The sequence below is a fragment of the Bacillus coreaensis genome (genome assembly GCF_050586445.1).
GTDB classification, from domain to species: domain Bacteria; phylum Bacillota; class Bacilli; order Bacillales; family Cytobacillaceae; genus Robertmurraya_A; species Robertmurraya_A coreaensis.
Map to the genome: position 1 here is coordinate 532,527 of NZ_JBOCCY010000001.1, position 15,412 is coordinate 547,938.

9 protein-coding genes and 1 pseudogene are annotated in these 15,412 nt (G+C 38.0%); 9 read left to right on the plus strand and 1 reads right to left on the minus strand.

Features of this window, described 5'->3' with window-relative positions; all coding sequences use genetic code 11:
• Positions 1-5: 5 nt before the first annotated feature.
• Positions 6-1,367 (minus strand): hypothetical protein, encoded by a 1,362-nt coding sequence (locus tag ACQ5H4_RS02815; RefSeq protein WP_430773461.1) that lies wholly within the window; start codon positions 1,365-1,367, stop codon positions 6-8.
• A gap of 289 nt (positions 1,368-1,656) precedes the next feature.
• Here ACQ5H4_RS02815 and ACQ5H4_RS02820 point away from each other — a divergent pair, with 289 nt between their 5' ends.
• The 9 genes and pseudogenes from ACQ5H4_RS02820 to ACQ5H4_RS02860 form a co-directional block, all read left to right on the plus strand.
• Entirely contained in the window at positions 1,657-2,616 is a 960-nt protein-coding gene (locus ACQ5H4_RS02820; RefSeq protein ID WP_430773462.1) for a hydroxymethylglutaryl-CoA lyase, read from the plus strand.
• Positions 2,617-2,657: 41 nt separating this feature from the next.
• Positions 2,658-3,509 carry a sugar phosphate isomerase/epimerase family protein gene (locus ACQ5H4_RS02825; protein WP_430773464.1) on the plus strand — a complete coding sequence of 284 codons (852 nt, stop codon included), beginning with the start codon at positions 2,658-2,660 and terminating at the stop codon, positions 3,507-3,509.
• Positions 3,510-3,638: 129 nt separating this feature from the next.
• The gene (locus tag ACQ5H4_RS02830; protein WP_430773465.1) at positions 3,639-4,634 is read left to right on the plus strand and encodes a zinc-dependent alcohol dehydrogenase; all 996 of its coding nucleotides are present in this window, start codon (positions 3,639-3,641) and stop codon (positions 4,632-4,634) included.
• On the plus strand, positions 4,631-6,397 hold the full coding sequence (locus ACQ5H4_RS02835; protein ID WP_430773467.1) for a thiamine pyrophosphate-binding protein: 1,767 nt from the start codon (positions 4,631-4,633) through the stop codon (positions 6,395-6,397). The genes ACQ5H4_RS02830 and ACQ5H4_RS02835 overlap by 4 nt, the downstream gene beginning before the upstream one ends.
• A gap of 81 nt (positions 6,398-6,478) precedes the next feature.
• Positions 6,479-7,912, plus strand: a complete 1,434-nt coding sequence (locus tag ACQ5H4_RS02840; protein ID WP_430773469.1) for an aldehyde dehydrogenase family protein — start codon at positions 6,479-6,481, stop codon at positions 7,910-7,912.
• 279 nt (positions 7,913-8,191) lie between these two features.
• Complete coding sequence (locus ACQ5H4_RS02845; protein WP_430773470.1) at positions 8,192-10,273, plus strand: S-layer homology domain-containing protein; 2,082 nt, start codon at positions 8,192-8,194, stop codon at positions 10,271-10,273.
• 76 nt (positions 10,274-10,349) lie between these two features.
• Positions 10,350-12,116, plus strand: a complete 1,767-nt coding sequence (locus tag ACQ5H4_RS02850) for a CE1 family esterase (protein WP_430773471.1) — start codon at positions 10,350-10,352, stop codon at positions 12,114-12,116.
• A gap of 278 nt (positions 12,117-12,394) precedes the next feature.
• Positions 12,395-14,020 (plus strand): ribosomal protection-like ABC-F family protein, encoded by a 1,626-nt coding sequence (gene abc-f, locus ACQ5H4_RS02855; protein ID WP_430773472.1) that lies wholly within the window; start codon positions 12,395-12,397, stop codon positions 14,018-14,020.
• A 170-nt stretch (positions 14,021-14,190) separates the two neighbouring features.
• A pseudogene (locus ACQ5H4_RS02860) lies at positions 14,191-15,378 on the plus strand (sulfite reductase subunit alpha); the annotation flags it as partial.
• Positions 15,379-15,412: the final 34 nt, after the last annotated feature.

The window sequence follows — 15,412 nt, forward strand, 5'->3', positions numbered from 1 at the left end:
CTTTTTTAAATGATAAAGCTCAGTTGATAGGCGATAAGTATACAGATAATCATAAATGAAATCGCGAATAAAATATTCCATATACCCATTCGATAAGAATTTAGTTTTAACTGATCAGCTAATAGTGATACCGATAAGTTAAAAGGACTATACATGACGGATGCTAGACTACAAGTAATCAGAACAACAGCCAATGATACGGATGAAATGCTCGGTAAAAGTGGATGTAGCAAAGTTGCTAAAAGTGTAAGTGACACCAGAGGATGAAAACCGATAAGAGATAATACAAGAAAATATCCACCAATTACTAAGTAAAGCAATAATCTATGTTCTGAAGTATCTACAAATAATGTCTGCAAAAAATAAATTAACGTAGATTTCGAAATCATTCCTACCAAGAATCCTGCACTTAAAAACATAAAATAATAATTGGAAAGTCCTTTTGTTCTTTCTATCCATTGTGAAACGGCGACTTTACTATACCTTTTCCAGATACCAACGAAGGATGCCCATAGAAAGGAAATGGGTATGATCACTAATACCATAGAAAAAAGAAAGCCTTTATCAAGGATCCGTTGAACTATCGTAACAACTAATACAAGGACCAGGAGCAATAGAATTAATTCAATTATTTTTTTAACCGTTTTGACCAGATTTATCTGATCGTTGTTTTCGACTTCTAATCTAGTTCGTGAATATTTAAAATGAGACAGAAGCCAATCAATCAGGATAAACAATAGAACGATTGAAATAATTATTGGGAAAAATTTAAAATAATCGGTATTAGTAATGTCTAGAGATGTCACAACCATAACTTCTAGTGGATTCCATATAAGACAAAGCGCATATGCACGTAATAGGTTCTGTGTATAAAATTTTTCTTGGCTTTTTTTTGGAATTTGCTGAAGAGTTTTTTTCATGGAGTTTCTTAGGATTGGAATGGTAGCAATATTTAAAAATAGCCCTAAAAGATGGCAAACAAGAAAACTCCTTCTATATAGTTTACTTACGTTCTTAATGCCTTGCTGAAGTAAGACATTCAAATATTTATCATATTTACCGACTCGAATCAGAGTATTAATAAAGGGGAGAACCAAAAAAAGGGAGAGCATTCCTAGCATTGACTCGAAATGCAAAAATAGATGAAACCAGGGAAGATCATTTGTTATGATGTTGATGAAATATAAACAAACTCCTAGAGACAGAAAGACTAATCCAGAATACAGATACATTCCCGAGGCATGAAAAAAAGAGACGATTAATCCAATGATAGCTACCATACCAATAATAAAAGGGAGCACAGAGCTGGATGTGAAGTTGGATGCAATATACAAAATAATAAGTATTAAATATATATAAAATCTCATAGAATTTGCTAACCCCTTTATTATTAGAACGATCTACCACTTACTAAATAATACTAAACCTCCTCATCAACGTCCATTCTTTTTTAAATTATTGAGAAAATTCTGGTAAATATATATGCAAACAACCGGAAATCATGTATTATTATGGTAACGCTTTCTTTATTGCTGTTACCATGGTTAAAAGGTGGGGATCTGGCGTAACATATTTTTTTAATATTTTATTAGATCGATATAATTACTCTTTTTCAGTTTTTGTACAGTAAGAACTATTAAGTAAAGGAGTGTACGTATGAACAACCTAACCGAATTCGCACTACCTTCAAGGGCTTATATTTGCGAGGTTGCTCCTCGTGACGGATTCCAAGCTATATATCAATGGATTCCTACAGAAGAAAAAGTTTCAATCATTCGATCGTTAGCAGAAACAGGGGTTACTACAATCGAGATTACGTCGTTTGTTCATCCAAAGGCAATACCTCAATTAAAGGATGCTACAGAGGTTGTCAGTTCATGTAATGACTTAAAAAATATTAAATTTAGAGCATTAGTACCAAACGTAAAAGGAGCAGAAAGAGCCATTGAGGCAGGCATAAACAAGATAAAACTCATGTTATCTGCCACTGACTCACATAGTATCTCTAATGCCAATTGTAGAACGGAAGAAGCTCAGAATGGTTTTTATCCGATTATTGAATTAGCACAAAAAAAAGGGATAGAGGTGGGAGGGTCTATATCCGTAGCCTTTGGATGCCCGTTTGAGGGGAAAGTTCCTCAGGAAAGAATAAATCAAATTGTATATCGATACGAATCTATGGGTGTCAAAGAAATTTCATTGGCGGATTCCACTGGTGCCGCAAATCCAAAGCAAGTATATGAAATGATTGGCCATTTACGTAATACTTTTCCCGATATTTTATTTACTTTGCACCTTCATAATACAAGAGGTCTTGCGATTGCAAATGCGGTTAGTGCGTTGCAGCAGGGAATTGTTCATTTTGATAGTTCGATAGCCGGACTCGGAGGATGCCCATATTTACCTGGAGCAACAGGAAATGTCGCGACCGAGGATCTAGTTTATGCTTTTCATGAAATGGGGGTGGAGACGGGAATGGATCTAAATAAGGTTATCCACACGGCAAAGGCTGTAAAACAGAAGCTAGGATGCGACAGTGAAAGCTATATGTTGAAAGCGGGGCCATCTTCTCATCTACACACAAAGGTAACGAGTCAACGGAAAATAGAAAATTAACTGGGTTATGAGATTAGTCTTTTATGTTGGGGAGGAAAATGATGACAAGAACATTTTCAATTGCACACCTTACTGCACTTAATTGTACTCCAGCTGAAATCATTCATATTGCATCTAGAGTGGGTTATGATTTTGTGAGTCTTCGGCCGATTTATATGGGGTTACCAGGAGAGCCGAATTATGACCTTGCAAACAATAAACAGATGATGAGAGATACAAAGGCAGCACTTGCAGACACAGGTTTGAGGTTACTGGATATTGAGTTAGCTAGAATTTTTGATGGAATGAATCCTTTAAACTACTTGCCGGCTTTTGAAGTTGCTGCAGAGTTAGGTGGACGCCATGTTCTAAGCAGTATTTGGACAGATAACCGGAATGATGCGATTGAGAAGTTTGGCGAAGTCTGTGATCTTGCTAAGCAATTTGATCTAACAGTGGAACTTGAATTTGTACCCATAGCAAGTGTCAGGACTCTTGCAGATACGTTAGATATTCTTTATTCGGCAAATCGATCTAATGCGGGAATTATGATCGATACGCACCATTTTCACCGGTCAGGAGATCAACTAGAGGACCTCCAAAATATTCCTAGTTCTTACTTTCGTTACTTCCACCTATGCGATGCCCCTTCTCAAGCACCAACATCGGTTGATGAAATGAAGCGGATCCTTAGGGAGGAACGTCTCTATGTTGGCGAAGGGGGAATCGATATTGCTGGTATCGTAAACAGTATACCAGTGAATACACCATGCTCGATTGAAATGCCAAATATTAAACGAGTAAAAGAGTTAGGTTATGAAGAGTATGCGCGACGCTGTTTAGAAACTGCAAAAGAGTTTCTTTCTATTCATGCAACCGAAGAGAAATCGTTACGTAAAAAAATCGGACTTTAGTTTTCTGATTAATTTATATTTTCAGTAATATAGGAAATATTTGATTGCTATTCTTTGGAACAAAAGGTACTATTATGTTAACGCTTTCTTTATTTTAGATCGATCTAATTATTTGGGTGGTGGTTATTTATGTGGGGATTACATTTGAAAAACCCCGGGGAACTAGAACTAAAAGAATTTCCAGTTGAATCCCCTCTTAAAGAAAACGAAGTTAGAATTAAACTCATTTATGGCGGTATCTGTGGATCTGATATTGGTGTTTATAAGGGAAAGATTGGTCACGCGAAGTACCCGGTTCGACCTGGTCACGAGTTAGTTGGGAGAGTGATTGAGGTCGGTGAAAAGGTCGATCTTACCACTGGAACAAAGGTTGTTGTTACACCTAATACTTTTTGTGGCGAATGTGAGAATTGTCAAAGAGGTTATCGAAATATTTGTTCTTTTAAGGAATCTCTTGGAGTCAATGTGGATGGGATATTTTCAGAAAAGATTATCATTTCATCAAAGTATGTCCTTCCAATTCCTGAGGAATTACAAGATGAAAAAGCAGTGTTAATTGAACCATTCGCCGTTATCACCCATGCTTTTGAAAAAGCATTTATTACAAAAGGTACAACTGTAGGAGTCATTGGTTGTGGCACGGAGGGAATGCTTTCAATCGCTTTAGCTAACTTCCTTGGAGCGAAGGTGACCGCGATAGATATTTACCAATCAAAGCTAGAAAAAGTAAAAGCAGCTTTTGGGGTTAATACCGTTTTAGCTCATGAAGTGAAGGACGAAAAGTTTGATGTTGTCATTGAAGCCGCTGGAGTTAAACAGGCTGTTGAACAAGCGGTCCGAGTGGTTAAACAAGGCGGATCCGTCATTTTAATAGGTCTAACTCCCGAAGCAACCCTGCCAATTGTACAAATTGTTAGAAATGAAATTACGATTCATGGATCAATTATTTATAATTTTCCTGAAGATTTTTCTAAGTGTGTAGACTATCTTCTTAATGATGATTTTGATGTAAAGCCAATTATTTCTAATATTTTCCCTCTAAAAGAGTTTAAAAAGGCATATATTTACGCCATCTCAGGTCAGTGCGGCAAAATATTATTAGATTTTAAAGGAGGCCATATATGAAACAGTTAATATCATATCAATTAGTAAATTATCTTGAAGAAAGAGGCATTGAACATATTTTTGGACTTTGTGGTCATACAAATATTGCCGTACTTTCTGCCTTAGAGAATAGCAAAATTAAGTTTGTGAATGTTAGACATGAGCAAATTGCCGCGCATATGGCTGATGGCTATGCGAGGATAAAGAAAAAAGCAGCCGTTCTTTTAAGCCACTTAGGTCCAGGACTCACAAACGCAGCAACGGGAGTGGCGAATGCAGCTTTGGATTCGATACCATTGGTTGTTATTGCAGGCGATGTACCAACTCATTACTATGGAAAGCATCCGCATCAAGAAGTAAATTTACATGGTGATGCAACTCAATATGAAATCTATCGTCCTTTTGTCAAGAGAGCTTGGAGGGTCGATAGTGCACATCTCTTTCCTGAGATTTTAGAAAAAGCCTTTCAATTAGCTGAAAGCGGAAATCCTGGACCTGTGTTAATCTCCGTCCCAATGGACATTTTTTCAAAAGAATTAGAAACCTCTTACTTTGAAAAGCAAAAGCTGAATGCAAAGAATCTTCATAAGCCATCAATTGACAACGAAACAGCAAAGAAAATCATCCAAACGCTAGCTGAAGCAAAAAGTCCGATCTTTTATGTAGGTGGAGGGATCTTATTAGCTGATGCAGCAGATCAGCTTAGAGAACTAGTAGATCGATTGAACATGCCTGTAGCCCATTCCTTAATGGGGAAAGGTGCAGTTTCTGATGATCATCCGTTGACACTAGGGATGACTGGATTTTGGGGAACTAAATTTATAAATGACAAATGCAAGTCCGCAGATTACGTCTTTGGTTTAGGAACTCGCTTCGCCGAGGCAGATAGTAGTTCATGGGAACCGGAATACACGTTCAACTTCCCTCCAACGAAATTAATACAAATAGATATTGATCCGAGCGAAATTGGAAGGAACTACCCAGTTGAAATTGGTGTAGTCGCCGATTTAAAACAATCATTAACCGTATTAAATCGAGTAGCGGAAGAAATGTTCCCATACGGGGTACAACGTGACTCTCTTGATACATTAAAAGAAGAGATTGAGAGATATCGCAAAGAGTTTAAGGAAAGCAATCGAAAGTTTATTGAAGATGAATCATTCCCAATGATGCCACAACGAATTGTTGACGAAGTACGTCAAGTCCTCCCTAAAGATGCTCTTATTACAACGGATGTTGGGTGGAATAAAAATGGAGTAGGTCAGCAGTTCCCTATTTATGAGGCTGGGTCCATTCTTACTCCTGGAGGATACGCTACGATGGGATTTGGAGCACCAGCTGCACTTGGTGCAAAGATTGCGGCACCAAATCGAATAGTTGTTTCATTAGTGGGTGACGGTGGTTTTGGTCAAAATCCAGCTGTATTAGCAACAGCAGCAGAGGAAAATATCCCGGTTGTTTGGGTCATTATGAATAATTTTGCATTTGGCACGATCGCAGGTCTACAAAAGGCTCATTTTGGTACGACTTTAGGGACTGTCTTCCAAAAAGATGGAGAACCTTACTCTCCAGATTATGCAGCAATTGCTAGAGCTTACGGGGTGGAAGGGATCAAGGTTCAGTCTGCAGGAGAATTCAAACCAGCCTTAGAAAATGCCATTAAAGCGAATAAGCCAGTCGTAATTGACGTAGCGATGCTGAATAACCCAGTACCTACCGATGGACATTGGAACATCATGGACATCTATTCTCCTGGGAAAAGTGTACACCACGTATCTGTCTAAATAATCAAGGGATTCAATGATTTTGCTAAGCGGAAATAAGATCGATCTACTAAGCTATCAAATTTGTAGGAGGTAATGTTATTGTCTACCAATGCAGTAAAAAAACCAACCGAACTCACGGAAGAACAACTAAAGGAATTAGATCTCGCGTTTGAGAAAGCAAAAAAGGCAATGGATATCATTGAGTCATATAGTCAGGAAAAGCTGGATCGCTTATGCCAGGCAGTCGCATGGGCAGTATCCAATAAAAAAACTTTTACTGAATTAGTTGATATGGGAATTGAGGAAAGTAAGCTAGGTGACCGTGTGAGTCGAATGGGGAAACGAATGAAAATTCGAGGGATTTTACGAGATGCCCTCCGCCAAAAAAGTGTGGGTGCAATTGAGGAAATACCTGAAAAAGGAATTGTTAAATATGCGAAGCCTGTAGGTATTATCGGTTCGATTGTGCCAACAACGAATCCTGATTTAACCCCAGCTGGTACGGCTATTTATGCAATTAAGGCAAGAGATGCCGTTATCTTTTCACCGCATCCTCGTTCGAAAAAAACAACGTTTGAAACTGTTAGGCTCATGAGGGAAGCGCTTGAGAGGGAAGGAGCACCAGCAGATCTTCTTCAGTGCTTAACATTAGTTAATATACCGATGACAAAGGCACTCATGTCAAGGGCAGATCTAGTCCTTGCTACGGGTGGGAAAGATATGGTCAAAAGTGCGTATAGTTCAGGGACACCGGCTTACGGTGTAGGTGCCGGTAACTCAACGATGATCATAGATGATACAGCTGATGTGAAGGAAGCAGCACTAAACACCATGCAAAGTAAAACATCAGACTTTGGTTCCGGTTGTTCAGCAGATGGAAATTTAATTATTAGTGACAAAGTATATGAGGCGTTGCTAGAAGAATTGGTGAAGGTGGGTGGCTACTTAACAAATGATGACGAAAAAGCTAGCCTTCGTTCTGTTATGTGGGATGCAGAGGGGCATCGTCTTCCTAACACGGTCGCTGTTGCTCCGCAACAATTAGCTAAAGAAGCGGGCTTTTCGATTCCAGAAGACCGAAAATTCATCATTGTAATAGGCGACAAAATCGGAAAAGAATACCCTTTTTCGGGTGAAAAATTAACCACCTTGTTAGCGGTGTATAAATATGAAGGTGAGTTTGAACATGCACTTGATATGATGAGAGCTATTTATGAAGTGGGAGGAAAAGGACATTCATGTGGTATATACTCGTTTAACGATGATCATATTCATCGCCTAGGACTAGCGGCACCAGTGAGCCGGATTATGGTTCGCCAACCCCAGTCAAAAGCAAATGCGGGTTCGTTTACGAATGGTATGCCAATGACATCAAGCCTTGGTTGTGGAACATGGGGAGGAAATATCATCTCAGAGAACGTGAATCTTAAACATTATATGAACTATACGTGGGTGTCGAAACCAATTCCAGAAGATAAACCTTCTGATGCAGAGTTATTTGGTGAATTTTTTGATCCAGAGCTAGAAAAATAAGATCGTTAGATAGATAAAGAGGCAGACTCGTAGAAACAATAAATTGTGACTTTTGAGTGGCCTCTTTATTTTATCTATTATACCTCTGCCATTAATTGAGAGGAAGTGATGTTAAATGTAGATAATCTTGAAAGCGCATACAAATCTAAAGGAAGCTACAAAGCTTTCCATACTTAACTATCCTATTTACACCATTGCTAACGTTACAAGGGTGGTGTTAGGGAGTAACAGGGAACAATTCAGTAATGTACTTAAAAGGTAAACATGAGGAGGAAGATGATGTCTAAACTAAAGAAACAATTTAAGATTTTCTTAGCCTTGATTATGGTCGTCATGTTAGTACCAGGCTCTCCCTTTGCATCTGCTGCAAGTGGAGATAACATTACAAAAGCAGAATTTATCGGTAAAATTTCTAACTATTTCGCTTGGCCTCACCCTAGTGATTACAACGATATTTGGAAAGCACCACTTAAACAATTTAATGACGTAAAAACGACAGATCCATTTGGGAAACAGATTGAGGCCGCTTATGAGGAAGGTCTTATAAGCGCTGACGCTTCGGGTAATTTTAATCCCAAAAGCGAAATCTCTCGTGAAGAAGCGGCTGTAATACTTGTAGATGCTTTTAAACTTGAAGAGTCAAATCAGGCTGCACCATTTACAGACTATGAAACGATAAGTTCAGAGGCTAGAGGAAGCGTCAATGCCTTAGTAGAATTAGGATATATGACTGGTAAAACAGCAAAGCTATTTAAGCCTAATGAGCCTATTAAAAGATCTGAGGTAAATCGAATATTTGAAAAGATTACTAGCACGATGGTCACTCCAGTCCAAGCACTTCCAAAACAAAATACACTTGCCCCAAGAAGATACGTTAAACTTTATACTCCTACTCCAGGTGCAACCATCTATTACACAACTGACGGTTCAACTCCAACTACATCAAGTCAAATTTATTCAGTAGAGTCAAAAGGTCATATAAATGAAATGTTAAGTAATAGTCAATTACCTGAGCGAACAGTGGTATACAAGGCTATTGCTGTAAAGGATGGCATGCTCACAAGTCCAGTGCAAACTTTCACTTGGAAACTCTATCGTCCGGCCGTTGCTGATTTTCAGCATACTCTTATTCAGGAAGGTACGAGTACTAGTCCGGCCATATACCAAATCTACAATGATGCAGAGTCTGTTCGACCGATGGCTTGGTATATAGAAGGGCAGGATAAGGGAATTTTATTCGATGCATTACAAACTAGATACGATGTTAAGAATCTAAAAGAATATATTGATCAAAATATTTCTAGAAAACCTTACTCGGTAGTTGTTGGGCACGCTCATGGAGATCATATGGCACAGGTACCAAACTTTATAGACGATCATGATGTCTATGTGAATGAAAGAGGATGGGCAGCCATTGGGGTTCAAGTCCTAAACAATAGCGAACATCAGGCAAAAGTAAAGAATGTTGACGAGGGTGATGTGATTGACATAGGCGGAAGTGAACTATATGTATACGCTTTGCCTGGGCACGATCACAGTGATATTATCCTTCAGGACAAGAAAAATGGTTTAGTATTCGCTTCTGATATTTACGGCTGTACCCGAGCAGGTTCTGCAGATAACGTGAATGTGTCTGGAGTTCGTACAGATCTATTCCTCTCACTGGTTCAACAAACATATTCAAACTTGAAAAAAGATGGGGGCAAGATTACCAAGATTTTTACAGGTCACGACGAATCATCCCTACAACCTAGTCACCTTGGGTTATATGAATCTGCCGTACAACAAGTAATTGATAAAGGAGAAGCAGGTACTTCTCCAACTCTACGTGGCAATAATGATGCTCCAAATAGCAGAACAACAATTATTGGTGACATGTGGAAGGATGGAACCAACTGGATTGCTATAAAACTACCTGGAATAAAAGGGGACAATACCGAGTATCTAACATCAGCTCCTATTAATTACAATGGTGAGGGCGGTTACTTGAAATATTCTGTCCTTTCTAATATTGAATTTGAAGGCGGGGAACTGGTCGGTAAAACCGTACAATTTGCACCGGACTCTAAACCGTTTTCATGGGCTGGTGAAACTATGACCGTTAGTAATTCATTGCCAAATAAATTTGATCCTTGGTCTTATGACTATACAATTAAAGTCCCTGAGGCTAATGATGAAATAACCGTTATTCCTACAACCATGTCTACAAAAGTAAAGTCAATCAGAATTAACGGCAAAAAAGTAGATTATCGTTCATCTAATAAGGTTTCTGTTGAAAATGGCTCCGTTATTAAAATTGATATAGTAGCACCAGACAAAGTAACAACTAGTACCTATACCTTCACAGTAGAAAAATATTAAATGAGTTTGTAGGAACCAATACCCATAGATATGGTATTGGTTCCTACGAGACTAAATAGGTTAGGAGTGAAATATGATGAGTGGTAAAAAAATCATGTTTTTGATGGTGATTTCAATACTGCTACTAAGTATTCTCATGCCAGTTTCTGCAGCATCAATAAATAGTAAGAATCCATTTGAACGAGAAGCAATATCCTTGGATGGAATGGATAAACCAGCTATTGATATTACATTAGGTAACAAGTTGCCATTAAACGGATACTTTACTCGAAATGTTACTGTCGGGGATAAGACGCGTACGGTAAAAATATATGTAGCGCCTGAAACAACTGTCAGAGATTACTTTACGGTCATAGCTGCTCCAGATGGTATGACGACTGAAGAGTTCCTTCACAAAAGCGGATGGCTGGATATTGCGGATAAGAAATCAGAAGGATTGTTCATACTAGAGCCTGGTGTGAATGGTTGGGGAAGTGTGGAAGAAGAACTTGCCTATATTAATGAAGCAGTAAAGGTATTAAAAGATACGAAGTATTACAATACTTTCGGTGTCTTTTATTTAGCCGGATATGGAGAAGGAGGAACAGCACTTCAGGCTTGGGCGATGCAAAATCCACTCTTTGTCATTAGCTCCGTTTTTGTAGAAACAGAAGATCTTGATTCAGAATTTATTCGGGAAACAGGAGAAAAGACTTCTGCTGAAAATAGAGAGATTTCTTACTCTGAGGTTCCTGTTCCTACTTGGTTTGTAAATGATCACCCAAGTTCCGTAGAAAACTTAGTCGAATACTGGAAGGGTGCTAACGACACAGTTGCAATGGGAGAGAAAGGATCAATAGAGGGATTGATGGGAAGTACCGTTTATATGCAAAAAGAAGATTCCGATAGTATTGTCACTTCTTACAGCGATGTACGCTCTAAAGTGGCAGTTCTTGATCAAGGCGGAAACGGAGTATATAAAACGGGTTTCACCAAGAAAATTTATAATTTCCTTTCATACTATACTCGCTATGATAATACAACCGTTAATGGCAATGTTCTAGGTGTAAGACCTGATTATGAAAAAATGGGTGTTGAAATCAAGGAAATGAATTTGGATGGATATACTCGCGAGTATTTAGTCTATGTCCCGGATTCTGCACCTGAGGAAAACATTCCGGTAGTCTTCGTACTTGCAGGAAACACGCAAACGGCACGAGTATTCTTTGACGCGAGCCATTGGTGGGAGGTAGCAGATAAACACGGATTTATGCTTGTTATGCCTAGTGAACAATACAATTCATCAACAGAAGTAACATGGAATGTTAACTACGCAACCAATAAGCAAGATGATTTTGTCTTCCTTGAGGAAATAGTTAAGCAAATTGACAAAGATTACAACATTGATCCTGGGAAGCGATATTTAACCGGTCAATCTCTTGGCTCAATGTTCACGAACTATGCGAGTGCTGTCATGCCCGAATATTTTGCTGCTTTTGGTTCAACTTCAGGTCCGCTTTTAAGACCTATTGAAGGGAAAAATGATAAAGTACCGTTTTATCTGCTCTTTGGTGAATATGATATTTGGAGTTGGGACCACAAGATACCAGGGCAAACAAATACTACTGTGAAATACTGGTTGGATAGAAACGAACTTGGTGAACTGAGTGATGCTATTGTTACAACAAAGGACAGATATACGACTTATACTTGGTACGATAACAATGAAACACCGATGTACAAATATACTCAGACAAAGGATAGAGCCCATAACTTCATTGTGTCAGAAGTGTGGGAACTATGGGAAAACTGGTTCTCTCATTGGGAAATGGATGGAGAAGGAAACCGTCATTATACGGAGTAATTCCAGAACAATTATTTACCATTAAGAGGAAGCTATGTTATACTAATGTTACCAAATTGAAAGGGATGATGGGTGAACGATGAAGAACTAATCTTATTTTATAACGATTGAAATTTCATATTTCAAATCACAAAAATAGGATTAGTCTGCCCATTATCTATACGTTTCTTAGCTTTTTTACGGAAAAGCTTTATTTGACTATGGTATGAATCGACTAATCCTTCCAATTTAACTGGGAGGATTTTTTTATTCTCCCTGTAAATCAAGGGGATGAAAAGATGAGAGAACTTTTTAAATGTAAAGATGTTAGCTATGAAATAGATGGTATGACCCTTTTTAAAGATGTAAATGTTCATGTTCATAAAGGAGATGTTATAGGGATTATTGGAAAAAATGGAGCTGGGAAATCATCCCTCCTACATGTTATATACAATCATTTAGCTCCCACTAAAGGAAGTATTCAGTGGGTAGAAAGAAATGTAAAAATGACTTTAGTTGAACAAGAAACGGAAGTCTTTTCTGTGGAGGAAGGGTCACCGGTTTTTTATAAAAAATGGTTGGTGCCAACACACACTGATTTTTCTAATCTAAGTGGAGGAGAAAGGCTAAAGCTTCGATTAGCTCATGGCTTTTCAAAAGAATCTGACCTTTTGTTATTGGATGAACCTACCAATCATTTAGATGAACAGGGTACACAGCTTTTGATTGAGCAAATAAAAAATTATAAAGGTTCGATTATTCTTGTTTCTCATGATCGGTATTTTTTAGATAAAGTAGCTACAAAAATTTGGGCTATTGAAGGGACTAAAGTTTTTGAACAGAAAGGTAATTATTCAAGTTATATGTTAGCTCGCGAACAGAAAAGACTATCGCAGCAGCGAGAGTATGAGAAGCAACAAAAAATGGTCGAGCAAATGGAAGCACAAATGAATGAGCTCACTTCTTGGTCACAGAAAGCACATTCTCAGTCCACGAAAAAGGAAGGATTTAAAGAATTTTATCGTGTAAAAGCAAAACGCATGGATGCCCAAGTAAAGTCCAAACGAAAGCGTCTTGAAAAAGAGTTAGAAAAAGCGAAAGTCGAGCGGGTGGAACCAGAGTATGATGTTCGTTTTACGATTGAAAATCATAACAAGGTTGGGAAACGGTTTCTAGAAGTAAAGGAATTGTCAAAGAATTTTGAAAGTCGAGTGCTATTTAACAACGTCAATTTTACACTTCTCCACGGGGAGAAGATCGCCATTACTGGTCCGAATGGAAGTGGTAAAACAACATTGTTAAAAATCATACTTGGTCAAGTACCGTCAGAAGGAGATGTATGGATTTCTCCTACAGCAACAATTGGTTATTTGACGCAAGAAGTGTTTGATTTACCATTAGAAAAAACACCAGAGGATCTTTTTTACAAAGAAACCTTTGATGCAAGAGGAAAAGTTCAAAATCTCATGAAACATTTAGGTTTTACAGCTTCTCAATGGAAAGAACCGATTCAAAATATGAGCATGGGAGAACGGGTAAAGTGTAAACTGATGGGATATATCTTAGAAGAAAAAGATGTGCTCATATTGGATGAACCAACCAATCATCTCGACTTACCTTCCCGAGAGCAGCTGGAAAGGACTTTAGCAGAGTATAATGGTACATTAATCATTGTTTCTCACGACCGATATTTCTTGGCTAAGACTACGAATACAAAACTTGTTATAAATAAAATGACGATCCAAAAGCAACTTAGGAGCGTATCACAAAAAACAAGTAATCTAGACGAATTGCGATTAAAACTTGAAACCGAGAGACAAGAAGTTCTAGGAAAACTAAGCTTTATGACCCCTAAAGATCTAGCATATAATGAACTAGATAGCAGATTTAATGAACTGACACGAAAATTAAAAGAGCTTAAATGAAGTGAAAACTAAGAGAGCCTTTCATATTAGAGAGGTTCTTCTTATAACTTTCATACTTGTAATCTGTATAGAGTAAATATTACAATACATATGGAATTATGAATCAATAAAAAATAAGTTTCTGAAAAATTAAAAAATGTTATAATAATATTGTTATACAAATTTGTGAGGTGGCGAACATGCAACGTACTGCAGAAAATATTTCAGAACAAAAAAAGGAAGAGACTATGGCTTATTCTAGAACAAATCCCTTTCAAGCAAAGGTCCTTAAAAATATTAATTTAAATGGCTCTGATTCTAATAAAGAAACAAGACATATAGAGTTGTCATTAGAAGCTTCTGGCCTTTCATACGTACCGGGAGATTGCCTTGGGATTTTTCCACAAAATGATCCTGATTTAGTTGCTTCTATTCTTGAAGAAATGAAGTGGGATGCAGAAACGCCTGTAATCATTGATAAAGCTGGTACAACACTACCACTGAAAGAAGCATTATCCACTCACTTTGAAATTACTTTATTAACAAAGAAGATTTTACAACAAGCTGCTGGACTAACTGAGAACGAACAGTTAAAAGTGCTTGTAGCAGCTGAAAATATTGGTGAACTCAAGGAATATGTGGATGGTCGAGACTTACTTGATCTGTTACACGACTTTGGACCTTGGAATGGGACCGCACAAGAAATTGTATCTCTTTTAAGAAAATTGCCACCACGTCTGTATTCTATCGCAAGCAGCTTTGTTGCTCATCCTGGGCAAGTACATTTAACGATTGGTGCTGTACGATATACAGCTCACGGGCGTGATCGTAAGGGAGTCTGTTCAGTACAATGTTCAGAACGTCTTGAAGAAGGGGATACAATTCCTGTATTTATTCAACAAAACAAGCACTTTAATCTACCTGAATCCAGCGAAGCAGATATTATTATGGTTGGACCAGGAACAGGGATTGCACCGTTCCGTTCATTCATTCAAGAACGTGCAGTGGGTAAAGCAGAAGGTAGATCTTGGTTGTTCTTTGGAGACCAGCATTCGGCAACAGATTTCTTATACAAAGAAGAGTTAGAGGGCTATGTAAAGGAAGGTTCTTTAACAAAATTAGAGACTGCGTTCTCTCGCGATACAGAGCAAAAGGTGTATGTACAACACAAAATGCTTGAAAATAGTAAGGAAATTTATGAGTGGCTAGAAAAAGGTGGATTCTTCTACGTTTGTGGAGACAAGACCTATATGGCTAAAGATGTGCATGAAGCACTAATCACAATTATTGAAACAGAAGGTTCGATTTCACGTGAAGAGGCTGAAAGCTATTTAAATGATTTAAAAAAGCAGGGTCGATACCAGCGTGATGTATACTAATAGTAAGAGAGCAGCTATTCGAACATTCGAATAG